This window comes from Enterobacter cloacae complex sp. 309I3 (genome assembly GCF_050031595.1).
GTDB classification, from domain to species: Bacteria; Pseudomonadota; Gammaproteobacteria; order Enterobacterales; family Enterobacteriaceae; genus Enterobacter; species Enterobacter cloacae.
The window spans coordinates 584733-606402 of the sequence record NZ_JBLGWI010000001.1; the positions used below are offsets into that span (position 1 = coordinate 584733).

Below are 21670 nucleotides of genomic sequence, written 5' to 3' on the forward strand. Positions count from 1 at the left end.
CGTCCGGCGCGAAAAACAAAAGGGCACGTCATGCTGCAATCTCTCAACCATCTGACCCTCGCGGTCAGCGACCTGCAAAAAAGCGTCACCTTCTGGCACGAGCTGCTGGGGTTAGCGCTGCATGCCCGCTGGAATACCGGGGCCTATCTCACCTGCGGCGATCTGTGGGTCTGCCTGTCGTACGACGAGGCGCGCCAGTATGTCCCGCCGCAGGAGAGCGACTACACCCATTACGCGTTTACCTTGGCGGAAGAGGATTTTGAACCGTTCTCGCACAGGCTGGAGCAGGCGGGCGTCATCGTCTGGAAGCAGAACAAAAGCGAGGGGGCGTCGTTCTATTTTCTCGACCCGGACGGGCACAAGCTGGAGCTGCACGTGGGCAGCCTCGCCGCGCGGCTGGCGGCGTGTCGCGAGAAGCCCTATGCGGGCATGGTGTTTACCTCAGACGGGGCTTGAGGCGCGTGCCTTCAGCCTGCCCGCCAGCGTCACGTGCGTGGCGGCATCTTCCTGATTGCACAGGTACTCCACCGCCAGCCGTCCCAGCTCGCTGTAGGGCAGCTGGATACTGGTCAGCGGCGGGGTGAGCTGCTCGGAGATCTTCTGGTCGTCGTAACCCGCCAGCAGCATATCCTGCGGGATGCGCACGCCGTTCACCGCCAGCGCCTGATAGCAGCCAATCGCCAGCCAGTCGCTGGCGCAGAAGATGGCGTCCGGGCGCTCGGCCAGTTCCAGCAGGGAAGCTGTCGCGGTAAAGGATTCGCTGAACTGCCAGTTGGTCTGGCGCACCAGGCTGTCGTCGCACGCGAGTCCGGCCTGCTGCAGCGCCGCCTGGTAGCCTGCCAGACGCTGGCGGGAGGCCTCCATCCAGCTCTCGCCGGTGATGTGGGCGATGCGCGTGGCCCCGCAGGCGATGAGATGTTTTGTCACCTGGAAGGCGTTGGCGTAGTCGTCCGGGATAAACGACGGCAGCAGCGGCGAGCCAGGGTCGCGCTGGTTAAGCAGCACCAGCGGGATGCGGGTGCAGTCCTGGAACGCCGTCATGTCCACCAGCGTGGTGACCGGGGAGGCGAGAATAATCCCGATGCAGTTGCGCTTCTCCAGCTGGCGGATGATGTTCAGCGCCAGCTCGATGTCGTCGCCGTAGTCGTAGACGGTGAGCAGGGTCTCGTTGCGCCACGCCGCTTCCCGCGCCTGGCTGATGGCGTCGATAAACGGGTCGAAGCTCTGCATGGAGCTCACCAGCAGGGCGATCTCTTCCTGGTTGCGCGGGGCGTGAACGGCGGGGAGGCGGTCGTAGCCGAGCTCAGTGGCCACGTTAATCACCCGCTGGCGGGTGTCGTCGCTGAGCTTGATGTTGCGGGACTGGTTAAGCACCAGTGATACCGTCGCCTGCGATACCCCTGCCGCCCGCGCAATATCGTTCATCGTCACTTTCGTTTTTCGCTTCATCCGTCCTCTCCCTTTCGCGATTTCGCATCATACCCTAACCGCACGCTTTAGCGCCGTCGATCACGTTTCTCATTCATCGAAGCGTGAACTTTGTGAGGGCCGTCGCTTTTCTAAACGCCGTGATTTGCGCATTTATCCCGCAGCTAATATTTATTAGCTAAATATTATCAGTAAGAGGATGCGTAATGAAAGAGCAGTGGAGCAGGGAGCAGGCACAGGCGTGGTATCAGCAAAAAGGCTGGCTGTGCGGGTTTAACTACCTGCCGTCGACGGCGGTGAACTGGACCGATATCTGGCAGGAAGAGACCTTCGATGCCGCCACCATCGAGCGCGAGCTGGGCTGGGCGGCGGAGGCGGGTTATAACACCCTGCGCATTAATCTGCCGTTTATCGTCTGGGAGCACGACCGCGACGGGCTGATGGCGCGCATCGACCGGTTTTTAACGATTGCTGACGGTCATGGCTTCAGCACCATGCTGACCCTGATGGACGACTGCGGCTTCTCCGGCGACGAGCCGTATCTCGGCCCGCAAAAGCCGCCGGTACCGGGCAAGCACAACAGCCAGGCGGCGGCGAGCCCGGGGCGCGACAAGGTGTGCGATCCCGACTGCTGGCCGCAGATTGAGCGCTATATCCGCGACGTTGTCCGCCAGTTCCGCGAGGATAAGCGCGTGCTGCTGTGGGATCTCTATAACGAGCCGGGCAACCGCGGCATTTTCGCGACAGGCACGCATGAGGTGCAGTACGACGCGAAGCTGGAGACCTGCGCGCACGAGTTGATGAAGCTGGCGTTCCAGTGGGTGCGTGAAGAAGACCCAACCCAGCCGCTCACCGTCTGCGCGTGGCGTCTGCCGCCGGAAGAGGAGGGCGAGACGTTCTTCCAGCATCCGCTGGACCAGACCGCACTGGCGCTCTCGGACGTGGTGAGCTTCCACGCCTACACCCACACCGGCCGCATGACGGCGATTATTCAGCAACTGCAAAAGCTTGGTCGGCCGCTGTTCTGCACCGAATGGCTGGCGCGCCACGTGGGTAGCACCATCGAGGAGCAGCTACCGCTGATGTACGCGGCGAAGGTCGCGCCGTATCAGTGGGGGCTGGTGCGCGGCAAAACCCAGACGTGGCTGCCGTGGCCGGTGGTGATGAAGGAGTCCACGGACTACTGCCGCCTCTGGTTCCACGACGTGTTCGAGGAGAACGGCATTCCGTTCTCACGCCGTGAAATCGCATTAATGCAGCAGCTGCGCAAGATCGCCCCGAAAGTCCAGGGCTAATAATATCGACCCGGCGGCCGACCGCCGGGCAACCAGGCAGGCATATAACAATGGCAATGACAATGAAAATACCGTCTCGCGAGTTGTGGTCTTATTTTGGCTATGGTTTAGGTCAGTGTTTTAGCTTTGGTTTAGTGGGTTCGTTTATTAACTATTTTTACACCGACGTGCTGGGGATCTCGGCGCTGGCGGCGAGTACCATCTTCCTGATTGCCCGCGCGTGGGACGCGGTTCACGATCCGCTGTTTGCCAGCATTATGGACACCATTAACAGCCGGTTCGGCAAGTTTCGCCACTTTTTGCTGATTGCGCCGCTGCTGATCACCGGCGTCACGCTGCTGTCGTTCTATAAAATCGAAGCAGACATGACCACCAAAATCCTCTACGCCGGGGTGACGTATATCCTGTGGGGGACGCTGTATGCCATCTCCGATATCCCGTTCTGGTCGATGTCGTCGGTGATGACCAACGACTCCGCCCAGCGCACCCGCGCGGTGACGGCGGCGATGCTTGGGGTGAACGCGGGCATTGCCTGCGCCAACATCTTCTTCCCGAAGCTGGCGGCGTTCTTCGCCCAGTACAGCAATGATAAAGGCTACTTTATGGCGGCGCTGGTGATGATGCTGGTGGGCCTGCCGCTGATGCTCAACGGCTTTATGCAGATCAAAGAGCGCGTGCCGCCGAGCCCGGAAAAGGTGACCATCCGCGACACCTTCCACAACCTGCGCCAGAACAAGCCGCTGTTTATTGTCCTGCTGTCGTTCTTTTTCTGCGTGTTCCACAACGTGGCGGGCGGGCTGTATATCTACTTTTTTATCAATAACCTGGGCGACGGCAGCCTGCAGATGGCGATTGGCGTGATGGGGATTGTGGCGGCGGTGTTGTGCCTGGTGGCCCCAATGCTGACGCGCCGGATGCAGAAGCGGAAGCTGTTTATGATCCTCTGCGGGCTGGACGTGGCGGTGCGCGTGGTGATGTGGTTCATCGGCTATCAGCAGGTGACGATGCTGTTTATTCTGCTCGGCCTGAGCACGCTGTTCGTGATGATGACCAACATCCTCACCTCGTCGATGATTGCCGACACCATCGAGTACGCGGAGTACCACACCCACAAGCGCTGCGCGGCGATCACCTTCTCCGGGCAGACCTTTACCGGCAAGATGTCGGTGGCGGTGGGCGGTGGGCTCATCGGCGTGTTTCTGACGATGATCGGTTACGTGCCGCAGGCGCAACTTCAGAGCGAAGGCGTGCTGTCGGGGCTGTTCTTCGGGATTTGTTTGTTACCGGCGATTGGCTCGTTGATCCGCATGGGCTTTATGTCGCGCTTTACCTTTACCGAGGAGAAGCATGCGGAGATTTGTCGGCTGCTGGCGGAGCGCAGGCATCATATAGAAAATAGCTGCGCGGAGAATAAGCGGCTGGAGCGCCCGGCTCCGGCGAACTAATCCAGGTGGGTGCCTGTCATGCAGGCGTCCACTTCAGAACTTAATTCACATCAGCTATCCCACAGCAATCATGGGCTAATTTCAATAATTGCTGAGTTATTGTGACGGCATCTGCTGCTAAATCAACGGTGGCAAAGTGGATTTTATGCCCTTGTACCTCAACGAATTCGGAGAGCATTACGTCGACGGCTGGATGAAGTAATAATCCAGCCGAACGGAGAGATAGCGGGTCTGTTCGGTTCTCCTGCGTGCGCAGATAGGTATACATCTGGTAGATATAACCGCTGCGCAAGCTCTGATCGCGATACCAGCCTTTAATCAGAATGTTATTGAATTTAGTGTCGATGATGATGCGCTGTGCAGGTTGCTTGTGCTCAAGAATGATGTCCGAGTTCATGGTTGGGAAAATACTTTCGCTCCCTGCACTGTGAGACGTTAATCTCCATTTCAACTCTTTTCCGGCAGCGACTGTCCAGTCTTTTTTGGGAAGATGGACGTCATAGAAACCCGCCATACTTTTCTCGAACAGCTTACGCATCCAGTAAGGGTCATCAGACGGCGTTGGCAACAGTTTTTGCCCCGCAGTTTGTGTTGGTAGCCATAATTCAAATGCCAGCTGCGAGGCATCGACCATGGCTTTATCCGCCGCATCGTGGCGACCAAAGCGCGTGATTGACGGCAGTTCACCTTTGCTGGGCATTGCGCCCTCGATACCTCTACGACGCAAATTGACTGCCATTGCGCGACATTGCGCAGCCAGCGTGCCGTCGCTGAGCAGTGGAACAAGATGCTCTAGCGCAGAGCGAACATAGCGATTTCGTGGTGTATCCAGCGTCATTTCCTGAAACTGACATGCTACCTGTGCCCGCTCAAGCAATTGTCGACTGGTTGTACGCAGAACATCAATGCGTCCTCTTACCCTGTTAAGCGTGGCGCGGCGTGTTTGGTATCCCATACTTAACTGCCTTAACAGCCGCTGTTCTACTTCGTGAAGCAAGATTCTGGCTACCAGCGCCGGGATCTCCTCCGGGTTGTTTTCAGCGGCAACCATGCTGCGCCCGTGGTGGCGAAACAGACTGGAGGCGTACAGCATCAATAGCCAGATGTTGCGCAAAGGAATGCGCGATACCGCTGCCCGAGCCTGCGTATCGCCACGTTCAGCAAGATCGGTCATACGCTGAGAAGTCCCTTTCTGGCATCCAGGACTTTCTCCGGCGCATCGAACCAGTATTCAGCAAGTAAAGGGCAGATTTCGGTTTCGACAACCTGCTCGTACCAGGCCATCCCGTCGTCAATTTTCAACCCCGTGGGTGGGGTAAAATAGCTATGCCCGATACAAAACTGTGGCCCTAGCGCCGCATCCCTGGATAATTTTTCATTTAACGCGGTTAACTGGGATTCGATAAGGGCTAATGTTTCCAGGCTCACATTAAACCGTTGGTTAACCCACTTTTTCCACGCGTCGTTAAATTCGGGCTTAAGATCAATAAACGCAAAGCGGCGCCGTAATGCCAGGTCTAGCAGGGCAAGCGAGCGGTCAGCGATATTCATCGTCCCGATGATGTACAGGTTTTCAGGAATGTAGGTTTTTTCGTCCATATCCGATCGGTATGAGAGCTCAAGCGCCTCATTCGGTGTGCGTTTATCCGCCTCCATCAGCGTCAGAGTTTCGCCGAAAATTTGCGCAGGATTGCCCCGGTTAATCTCTTCAATGATGACCACGTATTTAGTTGTCGGATCGTTTACTGCTCTGTCTATCGCATGGAGAAAAGGCCCGTCTACCAGTGCTAAACGTCCTTCATTATTAGGACGCCAGCCGCGAATAAAATCTTCGTAGGAGAGGGTAGGGTGGAACTGCACCGCGCTGATGCGCTTAGAGGTTTCCTCGCCCATCAGGCAATACGCCAGGCGGCGAGCAAGCCAGGTTTTACCGGTTCCCGGCGGGCCCTGCAGGATCAGATTTTTTTTGGCCTGTAACCGCTGAAGGATGAGTTGGATTTTATCCTCTTCTAAAAAGCAGCCCTCGTCGATCAAATTGCTTATCGCGTAAGGCTTGTAAGGGATTTCAGCGGGCACGTTCTCTTCAACCGTTTCCTCGGTGATGCTCTGCAATTCACCTTTATCGAAGTTGAGATATTCATAGTGACCGGGGGACTGAAACTCCAGTTCATCATCATCACGTAGTTTTTGCAGATAATATGAAATGGACGATTCAACCGTATTGTTATTGGGATAATCCGCCTTAATCTCATCCAGATAAGCCTCTTTTAACTCCCTCAAGGAGAAATATGGGCTGTCTTTTTTCAGGCACAGTAGTTTGATTTTATTAAGCAAATACGCTTTCCATGTCAGCCGCTCGACCTCATCATTTGACTGATGTAAATCGATATTCCATGCCGCCAGGGAGAGTTCAGGGAAGGAGTGAACCGGATAGTTTGGCTGGGTAAAGGCTTTTTTGAGCGCCAGCGCTACGGTCTGATAGTTGTGTCCACTGCAGCGCCCTTTGGCACCTTTTTTAATGATTTTAATATTCAGGACTTTCTGAATGTAGTACTGAGACTGGCTATCCAGCGTAGGGTAGAACCAAGGGCGTAGCCAGTACAATCCCATCGTCAGGTTCCAGCCAACATTGCGCACGTTAGATGCGGCGTCATAAGAAAAGAGGAAGTCTGTGGGATCGGCGTTTGGGGTGTCGGCGAAGGAGATTGCCTGAGAAAACATTTCCCACAGCGTATCGATGTCTTCTGGCTTGCGTGATTTCTCATAGCCAAAGAACCATGACTTTTGATTGTTCAGCAGCGGAATACCGTCGAACGATTCAGGAACCGGTTCGCGAACGCCTATCAGTTTTGCCAGGCTGGCTGCGATATTTCTTCGGTTGGTAACGGTAAGTGAGCGATTAAACAAGCCCATAGTGGTAAAAGGACAAATGTCTTTCAAAGGATGGGAAGCGCCATTAGCGGGCTTGTCTTGCAGGTGTGACATACTGCCAATCTCAGCAGCAATGCGGTGAATGCCCGCCACCAACTCCTCTCTTCGATTTCGCCAGGTCAGTAGCTGAGAGGCAAATGTCTGATAAAAGTCTGCCCATGCGAATCTGACGTCTTGCTCAACTGCGTCCATATGCTCTCCAGTAAAATTTCATGCTTCTGTAACCTGGCGACTGAATTTTACGGGATTGTAAGCCTTAGTGAATAACTACCTAAAACAGTGGTCTATAAGGGCATGCCGGAACGACATGCCCTCAGACCATCTTACAGCGACTTCACAAACGCCAGCAGATCTTCGTTGAGCTGGTCCTGGTGGGTCAGCGCGAAGCCGTGCGGCGCGTTGTCGTACACCTTCAGCGTGGCGTTTTTGATCATCTCCGCCGCCAGCTTGCCGGTGCTTTCAAACGGCACGATCTGGTCGTTGCTGCCGTGGATCACCAGCGTCGGCACGTCGATTTTCGCCATATCCGGGCGGAAGTCGGTTTCGCCGAACGCGGTCACGCAGTCGATGGTGCCCTTCAGTGACGCCAGCAGGGCGATGTTCAGCGTCTGGGTCAGGGCACCGGCAGAGACGGTCTGCCCGGCATTGATGCCGTAGAACGGGGTGGCGAAGTCGCTAATGAACTGGGCGCGATCTTTACGCAGGCCGTCGCGAATGCCGTCGAACACTCTCTGATCCACACCCTGCGGGAAGGTATCCGATTTACCGAAGATCGGCGTGACCGCGCCCAGCAGCGCCAGACCGGCCACGCGTGCGCTGCCGTAGTTATTGATGTAGCGGGTCACATCGCCGCCGCCCATGGAGAAGCCCACCAGCGTCACGTCCTGCAAGTCCAGGGTGATAATCAGGTCGTTGATATCGGACGCAAAGGTGTCGTAGTCGTAGCCGTTCCACGGCTGATCCGAGCGGCCAAAACCGCGACGGTCAAAGGCGATGGCGCGGAAGCCGCGCTCGGCCAGATAGTTCAGCTGGCTGTCCCACATGTCGCCGTCCAGCGGCCAGCCGTGGCTGAAGAGAACCGGTTTACCCGCGCCGCAGTCTTTGTAGTAAATCTGCGTGCCGTCTTTTGCCTTAAACGTTGCCATAGTGTGTTCCTGTACAGGTGATGGTTATGGTTATACCGGCGCGACCAGGTAGCGAATAGCCGGCGATGTTGTGCCCTGATGAAAAGCCAGAACGCGGCTCTGCAGCAGGAGGTCATTCATGGTGTGGCGCTCCTGCTGGCGCAGATGCTCAATCCAGGAGCCCATCAGGAAGGTCTCGATAAACAGTCCGGGGCGTTCGATATCCTCGTACACCGCCCAGCTCATCGCTCCGGCGCGGCGGCGCACCCGGCGCAGCTCGTGCACTGCCTGCAAAAACGCTTTCGCGTTGTGCGGGTCGATGATGTACTCGTGCGACACCAGCACCGGGCCGCGCTCGTTCGGCAGGTCGATCTCGATGCCGTCCAGCGGCTGGCCGCTGAGGTCGAGATTTAAATCAGGATCTTTCTCCAGCTTCCAGCGGAACACCGTCGCGCTCGCCAGCACCATTCCCAGCGTGGCGACCACCAGCGAAGTCGGGGTGCCAAACTGCGAAGCGATCTGTCCCCAGAGGGCGCTGCCGGCGGTCATCGAGCCGAAGAACACCGTCAGATAAACCGCCAGCGCGCGGGCTTTCACCCAGCGTGCCGCACTGCGCTGCGCGCCGAGGTTGAGGGTAGAGAGCACCGCAATCCACGCGAAGCCGGTGAAGAACTCAAACAGGTTCAGCAGCCAGAAGTGGCGCACGAACGCCAGCGCCAGCATGGTAAGAGCAAACGTCAGGCTGGCGGCCACCATCAGGCGGTCGGCGTTCAGCCGCTGGCGCAGTCGCGGCAGCAGGATGGCCCCGGCGATCGCCCCCAGGCCAATGCAGGCCAGCATCACGCCGTAGCCTGCCGGGCCTAAGCCCAGCTCGCGGCGCGCCACCAGCGGCAGCAGGGCCCAGCCCGCGCTGCCAAAAACGAAGAAGGCCACCGTGCGCACCAGCACGTTGCGCAGCACCGGCGCGGCGTGCACGTAACGGATGCCAGAGCGCACCGCCGAGAAGAAGTGCTCCGGCGGCAGACGCTGCACTGTCGGTGCGGGACGCCAGCGCCACAGCACCCACGCCACGCCGACCACGGAGAGCGCGTTCAGGGCAAACACCATCCATGGCCCGGCCAGTGACAGCAGAAAACCGCCCAGCGCAGGGCCAATCGCCCGGCTGATGTTCACCCCGAGCGAGTTGAGCGCCACGGCGGCACCCAGCTCCGGCTTGCTCACCAGGTCGGGCACCACCGCCTGGAACGGCGGCGAGCTCATCGCCGCCCCCACGCTCAGCAGAAACGTCGTCACCAGCAGAACCGCAGGCGTGACGTGGCCGGTGAAGGAGAGCACCGCCAGCCCGGCGGCGGCGATGAACACCCACAGCTGGGAGAAGAGCAGGTATTTACGTCGGTCGACGATGTCCGCCATCACCCCGGACGGCAGGGCGAAGAGGAACATCGGCAGGCTGCTGGCCGCCTGTACCAGCGCGATATCCAGCGGATCGGCGCTCAGGCTCAGCATGCTCCAGTTAATACCGACGTCGCTCATCCATGAGCCGACGTTAGAGACCACCGTGGCGATCCACAGCATGCGGAACACCGGCTGGCTCAGCGGCTGCCAGGGCGAAACCGTCGGTGCGGGCGTCGTCTCGACGTGGGCGTCACGAACGTCGTTAACCTGGGTCATGCAAATTTCTCCGTTACCTTACGCTGCAGCCGCCACTGGCCCGGCCCGGTCAGGGCAAGGGTGGTGAAGATAATCAGCAGCAGCCAGCCAAACTGCCCTTCGGCAATCGACCAGTTCGGGTGTACCGCCAGCATCGCCACCAGCAGCACGGCGATAATCGGCAGGCACGCCAGGCGGGTGTAGACGCCCGCAATGATAAACAGCGGACAGATCACCTCGGCGACAATCGCCGGGATCAGGCTCGCCCAGGGCCCGAAGCCGAACGGATCTTCAATGCGCGTCAGCTCTTCGCTGAAGTGCAGCACCTTCGGCAGGCCGTGCACGTACAGCAACAACAGGCTGCCGGTCAGACGCAGGAAAAACAGCCCCAGTTCGACCCGGGGCGGAGCAAAGGTGTTTTTCATCAGAATGCAAAGCAGCTGCAGCCCAGCGCCCCCCAGAATGCGTTATCGTCCGACACCGGTATCTCTGACGTGCGGGCAAAATCATGCTGGTGGCTGTGCACCCCGCACGGGCCGCTGCAGTGGTGGACGGCGTTCATACCCACGCGTGTGGCCTGCGGCGGCGCGCTGCGGTAGTGGCCCGGCACCTTCACCACCGGGGACCACTCAGGCAGGACCGGAATGGCAGGCGGGGCCAGCGGGCCAAAGCTGCCTGCGGCGTAGACGATATCGCCGTTGACCACCGTCAGGACGGATTCGATGCCCTTGATCTCCTCTTCCGGCACGCGGAAGTAGTCTTTGCTCAGCACCGCCAGGTCGGCGAGCTGGCCAACTTTGATCTGCCCCTTCTGGTTTTGTTCGCTGGAGAACCATGCGCTGCCCTGGGTCCAGAGCATCAGGGCGGTGTCGCGATCCAGACGGGCGCTGTGATCGTACATCTGCATCCCGCCGACGGTACGGCCAGAGACCAGCCAGTAGAGGGCGGTCCACGGGTTGTAGCTCGCCACGCGGGTGGCATCGGTGCCTAAGCCCACCGGTACGCCGGTCTCCAGCATTTTTGCCACCGGTGGCGTATGGCGGGTGGCTTCAATGCCATAACGCTCGGCAAAGTATTCGCCCTGGAAGGCCATACGGTGCTGCACGGCAATGCCGCCGCCGAGCGCTTTGATGCGGTCGATGTTGGCCTGGGTGACAGTCTCCGCATGGTCGAAGAACCAGTGCAGGCCGTTAAACGGAATATCGCGGTTAACTTTTTCGAACACGTCCAGCATGCGGCTGATGGACTCGTTGTAGGTGGCGTGCAGGCGGAACGGCCAGCGGTGCTCTACCAGATGGCGAACCACGCGCTCCAGCTCATCCTCCATACCCGGTGCGAGGTCAGGGCGTGGTTCGAGAAAATCTTCAAAATCGGCGGCGGAGAAGACCAGCATCTCGCCCGCGCCGTTATGGCGGAAGAAGTCGCTGCCCTGGCCCGGCGTGAGCATGTCGGTCCATTTTTCAAAGTCTTCCAGCTCGTGGCCCGGACGCTGGGTAAAGAGGTTGTAGGCGATGCGGACGGTCATCTGCTTTTTCTCGTGCAGCTCGGCAATCACCTCGTAATCTTCCGGGTAGTTCTGGAAGCCGCCGCCCGCGTCGATGGCGCTGGTCAGCCCCAGACGGTTCAGCTCGCGCATAAACTGGCGGGTGGAGTTAACCTGCTGCTCCAGCGGCAGCTTCGGCCCTTTGGCCAGCGTGGCGTAGAGGATCATGGCGTTCGGACGGGCGATCAGCATCCCGGTCGGGTTGCCGTTGGCGTCGCGCTGGATCTCGCCGCCCGGCGGGTTTGGCGTGTCTTTGGTGTAGCCAACCACCTTCAGCGCGGCGCGGTTGAGCAGGGCGCGGTCGTAGAGGTGCAGGATAAAGACCGGGGTATCCGGCGCGGCGTCGTTAATTTCATCCAGGGTTGGCATGCGGCGTTCGGCAAACTGGAACTCGCTCCAGCCGCCCACCACGCGCACCCACTGTGGCGATGGCGTGCGCAGGGCTTGTTCTTTCAGCATCCGCAGGGCATCGGCCAGAGACGGCACGCCTTCCCAGCGCAGCTCGAGGTTGTAGTTCAGCCCGCCGCGAATGAGGTGCAGGTGGGAGTCGTTCAGGCCGGGGATGGCGGTGTGGCCTTTTAAATCCACCACTTTAGTGCCGTCGCAGTGGTGTTGCATCACCTCGGCGACGGTACCCACTTCCAGAAATTTTCCGTCGCGCACGGCGACGGCTTCCGCCACAGGATTCTCGCGATCGACGGTGTGAAACTGGCCGTTAACCAGAATGAGATCGGCTTTTCCAAGGGTAACCATAACTGCTCCTGACTGAGAGGGGAATGGTCAGGATTATGGGAACCGGTTTCGGCAAAGATCCAGTTATACAATAGGATAGGTATACCAAAGTATAACTATACCTAAGGTTAACTATACGAAGAGATAATTACGCACAGGCGCAGAAGGCCGCAGGATGGGGGCGACTTTATCGGCGTGGCACTCACGGCGATTTCACCCTTAACCACTGGAAAATGCTATGACCTCTTCAAAGCTCGAAGTATTAACCCCTGCGAACTGTCAGATTATTTTCATCGACCACCAGCCACAGATGGCGTTTGGCGTGCAGTCTATTGACCGCCAGGTGCTGAAAAACAACACCGTGGCGCTGGCGAAAGCGGCCAAAGTGTTCAACATCCCGACCATCATCACCACCGTAGAGACTGAAAGCTTCTCCGGTAACACCTACCCGGAGCTGCTGGACGTGTTCCCGGGCCAGGACATTCTGGAGCGTACCTCCATGAACTCCTGGGATGACCAGAAGGTGCGCGACGCGCTGAAAGCCAACGGCAAGAAGAAGGTGGTGGTTGCCGGTCTGTGGACCGAAGTGTGCAACAACAGCTTTGCCCTGTGCGCAATGCTGGAAGGTGACTACGAAATTTATATGGTGGCGGACGCGTCTGGCGGTACCACCAAAGAAGCCCACGACTTTGCCATGCAGCGCATGATCCAGGCGGGCGTGATCCCGGTGACCTGGCAGCAGGTGATGCTGGAGTGGCAGCGCGACTGGGCGCGTAAAGAGACCTACACCGCGGTGATGGATATCGTGCGCGAGCACTCCGGCGCGTACGGCATGGGCGTGGATTACGCTTACACCATGGTGCACAAAGCGCCGTCTCGCCAGAAGAGCGAGCACCGTACCTTAGCGCCGGTCCCGGCCCGCTAAGTCCCGGCGGCAGGCTGGTCCCTCATCCGGCCTGCCACTGACTGCTTTCTGGAGTTCTCTATGAGTACAGGGTTGATATCCCTTGCGGCAGGCGTGTTGATCGGCCTGATGTATGCCGCGCTGAAGGTACGCTCCCCCGCGCCGCCCGCGCTGGCGCTGATTGGCCTGCTGGGGATGCTGGCCGGGGAGCAGGCGACGCGCCATCTGTTAGCCCGCGACAGCGTGGTGAGCGTTCCGGCAGTGGTTCACCATCCGGCAGGAGAGTCATCATGAAGGCCTGGATAATTTCGCTGGTGTGCGGCGTGCTGGCTGGGGTAATTTACGCTCTGCTCAACGTCCACTCTCCGGCACCGCCGGTTGTCGCCCTGCTTGGCCTGTTTGGTATGCTGGTGGGCGAACAGCTGATCCCGGTGGGACGTCGCATACTGAATCGCGAACCGCTGACTCTGGCCTGGTTTCGTCACGAGTGTGTGCCGAAAATCAGCGGCACGGCGCCTCCCGCGCCCGTGAAGGAAAACCGCGACGTTTAATGATTTTTTGAGGAATAACAGCATGACGCTGCCGTGGCGCATTGCCATCATTGATGACGAACGTTCTGTCCGCAGCGGGCTGAGTAACCTCCTGGAGTCGGAAGGGTATGCGACCGACACGTTTGATTCGGCAGAGGTGTTTCTGAGCCACCCGTTCGCCCTGTCCGGCGCGGCGCTGGTGATCACCGATATCAAGCTGCGGGGCATGAACGGCCTGGAGCTGTTTGAAAAGCTGCGGCTGTTGGCTGCCCCGCCTCCCCCCGTACTCTTTATCTCCGGTCATGCTGATGAAAATATGCAGCGGTACGCTCTTGATTTGGGCGCCGCTGCATTTTTGCGTAAGCCTATTAACATCGATATTCTGCTGGATCATATTCAGCGGGAGCTGGCCCGCCGACAATAAGGATCGCGGATGAACGAAAACGAGCTGCCTGCATTCTGGCCCGCCCAGGGAAATCTCCATGATGGGCGGGTTTTTGTCCTTAAAGAGGATGTCATTTTTACCGTGCTGGCGCAGGAGGGCGGGATCTCCTGGATGAACGCCCGACATCCCCATTCTGGCGGCTCCTTTATCATTGCCACCGCGGTCAGCGACGAAGAGGAAGAGCGGGCCACCCGGCTGCTCAAAAATGAGTTTGCGTTGCGCGATCACCTTCAGGACAGCTGGGCCATTCGCGCCGTGGCCTCCACCCAGTACCGGGGGCGTTTTGCACTGGTGTACGCGCCATTTTCGTTTGAGCTGCTGGCGCGACGCGCGGGCAGGGCGATCTCGGGGATCGCCCGGTTTATCGAGCTGGCGATCCAGATCTGCACGCCGCTGCGTCAGATGCATCTGCAGAACCTGATCCACGGCGATATCAAGCCCGGCAATATCTTTGTTCATCACGATTCAACCTGCCGTCTGGGCAGCTTTGGCCTGTCATGCAGTATCTCCGGGGCCTTTTCCCAGACACGGCTGGCCGTCTCTGGCGGTACGCCCGCCTATATGTCCCCGGAGCACACCACCCGCACACAGCGGGCCGTCGATTGCCGCAGCGATCTCTACAGCCTCGGCATTGTGCTTTATGAGCTCCTGACCGGACGCCTGCCGTTTGATCTGGGCGAGAGCGAGCAGACCAACTGGGCGCATTATCACATTGCCTCTGAGCCGCTCTCTCCCGCCGTGTTGCGCCCGGATGTGCCCGACATGCTGTCGACCATCATTCTCAAGCTGCTGGAGAAGCAACCCGATAACCGCTACCAGACCGTCGACGGGCTGATTGCCGATCTTCGACGCTGTCAGGCGACGTTAACCTCCGAAGGCGAGATCGTCGCCTTTACGCCCGGCCAGCAGGACCGGACGCCGGCGATCCATCTGGCGGACTCCCTGTTTGCGGCGCATCCGCAGGCAAACGACGTCATCGCCGCGTTTGAGCGGGTGGGGCAAAACATTGTGCCGGAGCTGGTGACGATCGGCGGGCCGTCGGGGATCGGTAAATCCTCGATTATCGCCACGGCGTTAAAAACGTTGCAGCAGCGCAGGGTGCTGCTGGCGGTGGGCAAGGTCGATCAGTTTTCGCCGACGTTACCCTACGGCGTATTAAGCTCGGCGTTTCGCACCCTGACGCTGCACCTGCTCGGGCTGCCTGCGGAAGAGGTGGCGAAGTGGAAAATCCGCCTCGCGCGCGCCCTGGAAGGATATGAAGAGCTGGCCGTCAGCCTGGTGCCCGAGCTGGGGTTGCTGCTGGAGAGTAAACCTCGCTTCTCGGCAGATACATTTTCCATTGATGCCCGGGCCCGCTTCAGCCATATGGTGCTGGCGCTGGTTAAAACCTTTGCCTCGCAGGGCTGTCCGCTGGTCTTGCTGCTTGACGATCTGCAGTGGAGCGACGCCGCCAGCCTGCAAACGTTGAAGCACCTGCTGGCGACCTGCGGTGCCATTCCGCTATTGCTGGTGGTGGCGCACCGGGACATCGCCTCGTTGTCCGATCCCGCGTTACAGCAGCAGCTCGCGAGCCTGCCGGCGTCGGCGCAACACGCCATCGAGATTATCCCGCAGCCGCTGACGGTGAAGGCGGTAGCACGCTGGCTGGGCACGCTGTTTCGCGTGCGCAGCGCCACAACAACCGACCTCGCCACGCTTATCCACGAGAAAACCGGCGGCAACCCGCTGTTCGTGCATGAGTTTTTCCGCCGCATTGTTGATGACGGGCTGGTGGTGCATAACAAGTATCAGGACAAATGGCAGTACGATCTGCAGGCGATCCGCGCCCGGCATTACACTGAAAACGTCGTCACCCTGGTGCTGGAAAAGCTCGAAGAGATGCCCGACGAGACGCGTCGTCTGCTGGGCAGCATTGCCTGTCTTGGCGGCACGGGCGAGCTGGAGATGCTGTGCCGCGTGGTCGGGATGTCGGTGGCGGAAATCCGTTATGCGCTGCACCCGGCGGTGATGGCGCAGCTGATTGTGCTGACGGAAAAAGCGTATGCCTTTACCCACGACAGGGTGCAGGAGGCTGCTTTCGCACTGCTGGATCAGCGTGAGAGGAGCCACCTGCACCTGACCACCGCCAGCCTGCTGGCCGAGGCCGCGCGTCAGGCGGCGGGGAACGAACTGCTGTTCCGCGCCGTGCACCACGTGACGGCCGCGCTGGATAGCATTCAGCCCGCGCCGCAGCGCCAGATGTTCCGCGAGCTCAGCCTGCTGGCCGCACGGCGGGCGAAGCGCACCGGCGATTATCATTCGGCCCTGAGCTACATTCAGACCGCCAGAGCGCTGGGCAATGCCGGGGCGGTGTCTGACTTTATGCTCGACATCGAAGAGGCGGGCTGTGAATTTGCGCTCGGCCACCTGGAGCGAACCCGCGAGCTGTGTGACGCGATCCTCGGCTGCCCCGGCGGGCTGACTGAAAAAGCGCTGGCGGCTAACCTGCTGGTGGAAGTCTACATTCGCCAGTCCGACAGCCGTCTGGCGCTGGAGGCGGCGCTGTGCTGGCTGGGGATTTTTGGTATCCAGATCAGCCACTACCCGGAAGACGTCGAGTGCGACGAAGCCTGGAAACACTTTTGCAACCGCGTGGGTGAGGCGCCGCAACAGTATTTTGTCCAGCTCTCGCAGATGGACAACCCGCAAACCGAAGCGGTGATGAACCTGCTGTATAGCGCCAGCATTTGCGCCAGCTTTATCTGTCCGCGCCTGCACTTTTTGTTGCTCTGTCGCATGATGCACCTGACCCTCGACCACGGTATCACCGGCGCCTCCACCACGGCGATGGCCTGGTTTGGCGTATTGATTGGCCAACGCTACGCCGAGTATCGCCTTGGTTTCCAGTACGGCACGCTGGCCCGCGAGCTGGTAAACCGTCACGGCTACGATGCCTTTGAAGCCAAAACCCTGCTGCCGCTCGATCAGCTCAGCGTCTGGACCCAGCCGCTGTCATTCACCATCGAGTGCGCCAAAGCCTGCTTTACCGCCGCCGTCACTCACGGTGATATGACGGTGGCCTGCTTTGCGGCCTGCCATCAGGTGATCAACTTCCTCTCGCGGGGCGATCATCTGGACGGGGTGCTGACCAGCATCGATCGCGGTCTGGCCTTTGTCCGTAAAACCCACTTCCAGGACATCGAAACGATTTTGATGCTCCAGCGCGGCTACGTTGAGTTTCTGCGTACGCCGGTCATCGGCACCTGGAGCGCCGCGCAGGTACTCCCTGAAGCGATGCTGCCAGCGGCACCTGAGCAGGCCCCGGAGCAGACCTCGACCATGCTGTTCTGGTACTGGCTGTACCGTGGGATGGCGCACTTTACCTGCGGGGAGTATGCCGCCGCGCAGGCGGAGCTGGAGCAGGCGGGCTGGTTCGCATGGTCTGCGCCAGGCCACATTCACCTGCTGGATTACCATCTCTACAGCGCCCTGTCGCTTTCCAGACAGCTGACGCCGGAGACCTTCTCGGCGAATCACCGTCGCAGCATTCACGCCCACTACGACAAAATCGCCCTCTGGGCGCGGATTAATCCGGGCACGTTTGCCGACAAAGAGGCGCTGATTTACGCCGAAATCGTGCGTCTGGACGGGATGAACAGCATTGCGCTTGAGCAGTATGAGAAAGCGGTGCGCCTCTCGCGGGAGGGCGGTTTTAATCCGCTGAACGCGCTGGCCCACGAGCTGGCAGGGCGCTTTGCCCTTGCCTGCGGCTACCCGACCGCATCGGACGCCCACTTCCGCGGGGCGATCGCCGCCTGGGGCCGCGCCGGTGCACAGGCAAAAGTGCGCCAGCTTGAGCAGGATTTCCCGCATCTTCTGAGCTCCGCCCAGGCCAGCGCGTACGACACGGTGGCTTTCGCGCAGAATGAAGTGATTCGCGATCTGCAAAGCGTGATCAAGGCGTCACGCGCGCTGTCTGAAGAAATTAACCTTGAGCGGTTAATCGAAAACCTGATGACGCTGCTGCTTGAACGGGCCGGGGCGCAGCGCGGTCTGCTGCTGCGCGTGAGCGACAACCATATCCCGGAGATCGAGGCCAGCGCGTGGACCAGTACCGACGGCGTGCGGGTGCGGATCCTGAAAGAGGTCCCGATGGCGACCGATATGCCGCTGTCAGTGCTGGCGGCGGTGATCCGCACCGGGCAGGAGATCCGCACCGGCAAGCCGGAAGAGTTCCACCCCTTTAGCCAGGATCCTTATCTCGTGACCTCGGGGGCGGCCGTGATGTGCGTCCCGATGTTCAAACAGGCGCGGCTGGTGGGCGTGCTCTACCTGGAAAATCGCCTGATGCCGGAGGTCTTTACCGCCGAGCACTCCCGCGTGGTGAGCCTGCTGGGGGCGCAGGCGGCGGTCTCGCTGGAGACGGCGCGCCTGTATGCCGAGCTGCTTGCGGAAAACATCCAGCGTCGTCGCGTGGAGAAAGAGCTGCGATCCAGCCAGACCTCGCTGATGCTGGGCGAGCAGATCAGCCACACCGGCAGCTGGCGCTGGGAGCTGGAGCAGGATCTGATGTTTATCTCCGAGGAGTACGCCCGAATCCTCGGCCTGCCTGAACAGCAAAAGAAGATCTCCATGGCGGAGTTTTTGACCTTTGTGCATCAGGATGATTACGCCCGGATCAGTACCATCGTCACCCAAAGCGTACGCGAAGGGCTCTCCATGCGGGCGGAGTTCCGCATTAACCGTACCGATGGCTCAACCCGCTATATTCTCGGGATTGGCGATCCGGTGGGCGTGGGCAGCGAGGTGAACGAGTATTACGGCATCATCACCGACATTACCAGCCAGCGGGCGGCGGAAGATGCGATGCGGGTGGCGCAGGCGGATCTGGCGCGCGTTTCCCGGGCGACCACCGTCGGGCAATTGACCTCTTCCATTGCCCATGAGATCAACCAGCCGCTGATGTCGATCGTCTCCAACGCCGGGGCGAGCCTGCGCTGGCTCAACCGGGAGCCAGCCCGGCTGGATAAAGTGCGTGAAGGGCTGGAGGAGATCGCCGCTGAAGGGGCGCGGGCGGGGGAGATCATCCGCAGCATTCAGTCCCTGACGCGCAAGCAGGATCCGACCTTCTCACGCATCGATCTGCACTACCTGGTCCACCATATCATCGCGCTGTCGCGCAGCGAGCTTGAGCAGCGACACATTAGCGTCGATTACCTTTTGCAGGCACAGGATAGCTTTATCACTGGCGACAGCGTGCAGATCCAGCAGGTGCTGCTCAACCTGGTGATGAACGCGGTAGAGGCGATGGCCGAGGTGAAAGATCGCTCTTGCACCATCACCATCAGCACCAGCAATGCAGAAGGGAGAGTGCTGGTGGAGATAGCCGATACCGGCAGCGGCATAGAGCCTGAGCGGCTGGAGAAGATTTTTGACTCGTTCTATTCCACCAAAGCGCAGGGCATGGGGATGGGGCTGACCATCAGCGCCAGCATCATTGAGCGGCACTGCGGGAAACTGAGCGCGCGCCGCCGGGAGCCGCACGGCACCGTCTTTGCCTTTACGCTGCCGCTTGCGGCACAGGAAGGGTAACGGCTATTCCGTTGGCAGACTTTTGCTCAGGCGTTCCACAACCCTGACCAGCTCTGCCACGGAGCGCACCTGCATCTTCTCCATCACGCGGCGGCGATGGACTTTCACCGTGATTTCGCTTACCCCAAGCTCGGCGGCGATCTGCTTGTTCAGCAGGCCGCTTATCGCCAGCTGGAGCACTTCATGTTCGCGCGGGGTAAGAGACATATGGCGCTGCTTCAGGGCGTAGTGCTCTTTGTTACGCACGGCGTTGTTTTCCGCCAGCCGGAGCGCGGATTCAATGGCGTCGATAAGCGCGGCGGATTCAACCGGTTTGGTCAGAAACTCGTAGGCCCCGCCTTTGATGGCGCGAACCGACATCGGGATGGTGCCGTGGCCGGTGAGGAAAATAATCGGGATCTCACGCCCGCTGTCCCTGAGGGCATCAGCCACCTCAAAACCGGAGATGGTGGGCATTTGCATATCGAGGATCACGCACGAAGGCAGATCCTCGAAGCGGTGCTGAAGAAATGCTTCTGCCGATGAAAAGCCGATAGCGTTCAGGTCTGCCGATTCCAGTAGCCCGGTCACGGACTGCCTGACGGCGTCATCGTCATCAACCACATACACAATGTGTTCCATTCACCGCCCCGGTGCTGATCTAAATGTCGAGGATGCAAACCGTCCCTTCGGTTACGTAAGAGACTGTTTATGCTGACTTTCATCTTAACACATTAAATATCATTATCATTTAACAATATGATAACCATATGAAGTATAGCGAGCCGGAGCAGGGGCGGTGAAGGAACGAAACGCTGTTTTTATGCACCGACAAGCTCAATGCGATTGCCGTCCGGGTCCGCAATTACCGCTTCATAGAAGCCGTCCCCGGTCATCCGCGGGGCGCTAAGCAGCGTGCCGTTTGCCCTGGCCTGTGCCGCCATGCTGTCCACCTGTGCTTTTCCGCCGACGTTGATGGCGATATGCGCCCAGCCGATAAATTCCGGGTGGGCGGGCGCGTCGGGCAGGTCCGGAATGGTCATCAGCTCAATCGTCGGCCCCTCGTCAAGGGTAATAAAATGGGATTCAAAACCCGGACGATTTTTACTGACGTAGCGTGCGTTGCTGCGGCCATTAAACACCGTTTCCCAGAACTGAACCTGGGCGTTAAGGCTGCGGGTCCAGAGTGCGACATGTGCAATATTCATTGTAACCCTCGTTGTTTGTGTTGCGCGGTTATGCAACATTATGCGCATTGATACTCGATTAGAATTTTTAAAGGACTTTCAATGCTCGATTATGCAGCTTTTCCTGAACAGCGACAAGCGCGGATCCGCCAGATCCTTCAGAAGAGCGGAAGGGTGGTCTGTACCGAGCTGGCGAGCCAGATGAACGTATCCGAGCACACGATTCGCCGTGATTTACATGAACTTAGCAAAGAGGGGTATTGCAAAAAGGTCTACGGCGGCGCGGTGCTTCAGCTTCCGGATGCGGGTAATTTTTTAAGCCGCGAGCAGAAAATAAGTGCAGAAAAGCACACAATCGCGCAGAAAGCAGCAACGCTGGTTCAGGCGGGCGGGTGCATTTTTATCGACGCGGGGACAACAAACCTGGCGCTGGCGAAAGCGCTCCCGGCGGATCTCAACGTCACGGTGGTGACCAACTCCCCGGCCATCGCCACGGAACTGCTGCGCCATCCCCTGTGCGAGGTGATCATCACCGGCGGTCAGATCCAGCGGGCATCCGGCGGGTCGGTGGGCGCCACGGCCGCGGGTCAGATCCAGGGCATTATCTTCGATCAGGCCTTTATTGGCGGCTGCGCGATGGATCCGCAGATGGGACTCACCGGCTTTGACTTTGCCGACTGCGAATTCAAAAAGGCGGTTATCGCCCAGAGCAACCAGACCATCGTGGCCCTGACGGCAGACAAACTTCCCGGTGTGGCGCGCTTTGTGGTGTCGACGTGCCAGGACATTGATGTGCTGGTGGTAGAAGAGGCGCTGGAACAGGGCGTTGTCGACGCGTTTGCGGCCCAGGACATTCGCATTGTGTGCGCCTGAGGACTTTCACGGGTAAAACAGGCTACACTCTGG

At 59.3% G+C, this 21670-nt stretch carries 18 protein-coding genes; 9 read left to right on the plus strand and 9 right to left on the minus strand.

Annotation, left to right across the window (positions count from 1 at the left end; genetic code table 11):
- Window positions 1-30 precede the first annotated feature (30 nt).
- Window positions 31-456, plus strand: a complete 426-nt coding sequence (fosA, locus tag ACQG22_RS02765; protein WP_108453449.1) for a FosA/FosA2 family fosfomycin resistance glutathione transferase — start codon at window positions 31-33, stop codon at window positions 454-456.
- Here the strand turns inward: fosA and ACQG22_RS02770 are convergent.
- Window positions 442-1449, minus strand: a complete 1008-nt coding sequence (locus tag ACQG22_RS02770) for a LacI family DNA-binding transcriptional regulator (RefSeq protein WP_252000048.1) — start codon at window positions 1447-1449, stop codon at window positions 442-444. The genes fosA and ACQG22_RS02770 overlap by 15 nt on opposite strands.
- Window positions 1450-1634: 185 nt before the next feature.
- Here ACQG22_RS02770 and ACQG22_RS02775 point away from each other — a divergent pair, with 185 nt between their 5' ends.
- A complete protein-coding gene (locus ACQG22_RS02775) occupies window positions 1635-2723 on the plus strand; it encodes a cellulase family glycosylhydrolase (protein ID WP_369706830.1) in 1089 nt (362 codons plus the stop codon).
- Between the two features lie 50 nt (window positions 2724-2773).
- The gene (locus ACQG22_RS02780) at window positions 2774-4168 is read left to right on the plus strand and encodes an MFS transporter (RefSeq protein WP_095907298.1); all 1395 of its coding nucleotides are present in this window, start codon (window positions 2774-2776) and stop codon (window positions 4166-4168) included.
- A 40-nt stretch (window positions 4169-4208) separates the two neighbouring features.
- On the opposite strand, the gene mcrC is transcribed toward ACQG22_RS02780, so the two are convergent.
- The 6 genes from mcrC to ACQG22_RS02810 form a co-directional block, all read right to left on the minus strand.
- On the minus strand, window positions 4209-5342 hold the full coding sequence (mcrC, locus tag ACQG22_RS02785; RefSeq protein WP_336340411.1) for a 5-methylcytosine-specific restriction endonuclease system specificity protein McrC: 1134 nt from the start codon (window positions 5340-5342) through the stop codon (window positions 4209-4211).
- A complete protein-coding gene (locus tag ACQG22_RS02790; protein WP_336340412.1) occupies window positions 5339-7291 on the minus strand; it encodes an AAA family ATPase in 1953 nt (650 codons plus the stop codon). The genes mcrC and ACQG22_RS02790 overlap by 4 nt, the downstream gene beginning before the upstream one ends.
- A gap of 131 nt (window positions 7292-7422) precedes the next feature.
- Window positions 7423-8244 (minus strand): alpha/beta hydrolase, encoded by an 822-nt coding sequence (locus ACQG22_RS02795; protein WP_336340413.1) that lies wholly within the window; start codon window positions 8242-8244, stop codon window positions 7423-7425.
- Window positions 8245-8274: 30 nt separating this feature from the next.
- Window positions 8275-9894 (minus strand): MFS transporter, encoded by a 1620-nt coding sequence (locus tag ACQG22_RS02800; protein WP_038981728.1) that lies wholly within the window; start codon window positions 9892-9894, stop codon window positions 8275-8277.
- Window positions 9891-10298, minus strand: coding sequence for a DoxX family protein (locus ACQG22_RS02805; RefSeq protein ID WP_335261709.1), 408 nt, complete (start codon window positions 10296-10298; stop codon window positions 9891-9893). The genes ACQG22_RS02800 and ACQG22_RS02805 overlap by 4 nt, the downstream gene beginning before the upstream one ends.
- Complete coding sequence (locus ACQG22_RS02810) at window positions 10298-12169, minus strand: amidohydrolase (RefSeq protein ID WP_038418608.1); 1872 nt, start codon at window positions 12167-12169, stop codon at window positions 10298-10300. Before ACQG22_RS02810 ends, ACQG22_RS02805 begins: the two co-directional genes overlap by 1 nt.
- A 217-nt stretch (window positions 12170-12386) precedes the next feature.
- Between ACQG22_RS02810 and ACQG22_RS02815 the strand changes: the two genes are divergently transcribed.
- From ACQG22_RS02815 to ACQG22_RS02835, 5 genes are read left to right on the plus strand one after another with little or no spacing between them, the layout of a single operon-like run.
- A complete protein-coding gene (locus ACQG22_RS02815; RefSeq protein ID WP_013095411.1) occupies window positions 12387-13073 on the plus strand; it encodes a hydrolase in 687 nt (228 codons plus the stop codon).
- 60 nt (window positions 13074-13133) lie between these two features.
- Complete coding sequence (locus tag ACQG22_RS02820; protein WP_013095412.1) at window positions 13134-13346, plus strand: DUF1427 family protein; 213 nt, start codon at window positions 13134-13136, stop codon at window positions 13344-13346.
- Window positions 13343-13603, plus strand: coding sequence for a XapX domain-containing protein (locus ACQG22_RS02825; protein WP_013095413.1), 261 nt, complete (start codon window positions 13343-13345; stop codon window positions 13601-13603). Before ACQG22_RS02820 ends, ACQG22_RS02825 begins: the two co-directional genes overlap by 4 nt.
- Before the next feature lie 22 nt (window positions 13604-13625).
- Window positions 13626-14006: a response regulator transcription factor gene (locus tag ACQG22_RS02830; protein ID WP_013095414.1), complete on the plus strand. Its 381-nt coding sequence runs from the start codon at window positions 13626-13628 to the stop codon at window positions 14004-14006.
- Window positions 14007-14015: 9 nt separating this feature from the next.
- Window positions 14016-19598, plus strand: coding sequence for a trifunctional serine/threonine-protein kinase/ATP-binding protein/sensor histidine kinase (locus tag ACQG22_RS02835; protein WP_336340414.1), 5583 nt, complete (start codon window positions 14016-14018; stop codon window positions 19596-19598).
- 3 nt (window positions 19599-19601) lie between these two features.
- Here ACQG22_RS02835 and ACQG22_RS02840 read toward each other — a convergent pair whose 3' ends face one another.
- A complete protein-coding gene (locus ACQG22_RS02840) occupies window positions 19602-20219 on the minus strand; it encodes a response regulator transcription factor (protein ID WP_023620669.1) in 618 nt (205 codons plus the stop codon).
- A 179-nt stretch (window positions 20220-20398) separates the two neighbouring features.
- A complete protein-coding gene (locus ACQG22_RS02845; protein ID WP_029882203.1) occupies window positions 20399-20785 on the minus strand; it encodes a VOC family protein in 387 nt (128 codons plus the stop codon).
- An 81-nt stretch (window positions 20786-20866) separates the two neighbouring features.
- Here ACQG22_RS02845 and ACQG22_RS02850 point away from each other — a divergent pair, with 81 nt between their 5' ends.
- Window positions 20867-21637 carry a DeoR/GlpR family DNA-binding transcription regulator gene (locus tag ACQG22_RS02850; RefSeq protein ID WP_038981735.1) on the plus strand — a complete coding sequence of 257 codons (771 nt, stop codon included), beginning with the start codon at window positions 20867-20869 and terminating at the stop codon, window positions 21635-21637.
- The last annotated feature ends 33 nt before the right edge of the window (window positions 21638-21670 follow it).

Excerpts from the sequence above, each read along its gene's own strand:
- fosA (WP_108453449.1), top strand. The coding sequence starts at position 31 with ATGCTGCAATCTCTCAACCATCTGACCCTCGCGGTCAGCGACCTGCAA.
- ACQG22_RS02830 (WP_013095414.1), top strand. The coding sequence starts at position 13,626 with ATGACGCTGCCGTGGCGCATTGCCATCATTGATGACGAACGTTCTGTC.
- ACQG22_RS02850 (WP_038981735.1), top strand. The coding sequence starts at position 20,867 with ATGCTCGATTATGCAGCTTTTCCTGAACAGCGACAAGCGCGGATCCGC.
- ACQG22_RS02805 (WP_335261709.1), bottom strand. The coding sequence starts at position 10,298 with ATGAAAAACACCTTTGCTCCGCCCCGGGTCGAACTGGGGCTGTTTTTC.
- ACQG22_RS02800 (WP_038981728.1), bottom strand. The coding sequence starts at position 9,894 with ATGACCCAGGTTAACGACGTTCGTGACGCCCACGTCGAGACGACGCCC.
- ACQG22_RS02775 (WP_369706830.1), top strand. The coding sequence starts at position 1,635 with ATGAAAGAGCAGTGGAGCAGGGAGCAGGCACAGGCGTGGTATCAGCAA.
- ACQG22_RS02835 (WP_336340414.1), top strand. The coding sequence starts at position 14,016 with ATGAACGAAAACGAGCTGCCTGCATTCTGGCCCGCCCAGGGAAATCTC.
- ACQG22_RS02840 (WP_023620669.1), bottom strand. The coding sequence starts at position 20,219 with ATGGAACACATTGTGTATGTGGTTGATGACGATGACGCCGTCAGGCAG.
- ACQG22_RS02770 (WP_252000048.1), bottom strand. The coding sequence starts at position 1,449 with ATGAAGCGAAAAACGAAAGTGACGATGAACGATATTGCGCGGGCGGCA.
- ACQG22_RS02795 (WP_336340413.1), bottom strand. The coding sequence starts at position 8,244 with ATGGCAACGTTTAAGGCAAAAGACGGCACGCAGATTTACTACAAAGAC.
- ACQG22_RS02815 (WP_013095411.1), top strand. The coding sequence starts at position 12,387 with ATGACCTCTTCAAAGCTCGAAGTATTAACCCCTGCGAACTGTCAGATT.
- ACQG22_RS02810 (WP_038418608.1), bottom strand. The coding sequence starts at position 12,169 with ATGGTTACCCTTGGAAAAGCCGATCTCATTCTGGTTAACGGCCAGTTT.
- ACQG22_RS02780 (WP_095907298.1), top strand. The coding sequence starts at position 2,774 with ATGGCAATGACAATGAAAATACCGTCTCGCGAGTTGTGGTCTTATTTT.
- ACQG22_RS02825 (WP_013095413.1), top strand. The coding sequence starts at position 13,343 with ATGAAGGCCTGGATAATTTCGCTGGTGTGCGGCGTGCTGGCTGGGGTA.
- ACQG22_RS02845 (WP_029882203.1), bottom strand. The coding sequence starts at position 20,785 with ATGAATATTGCACATGTCGCACTCTGGACCCGCAGCCTTAACGCCCAG.
- ACQG22_RS02820 (WP_013095412.1), top strand. The coding sequence starts at position 13,134 with ATGAGTACAGGGTTGATATCCCTTGCGGCAGGCGTGTTGATCGGCCTG.
- ACQG22_RS02790 (WP_336340412.1), bottom strand. The coding sequence starts at position 7,291 with ATGGACGCAGTTGAGCAAGACGTCAGATTCGCATGGGCAGACTTTTAT.
- mcrC (WP_336340411.1), bottom strand. The coding sequence starts at position 5,342 with ATGACCGATCTTGCTGAACGTGGCGATACGCAGGCTCGGGCAGCGGTA.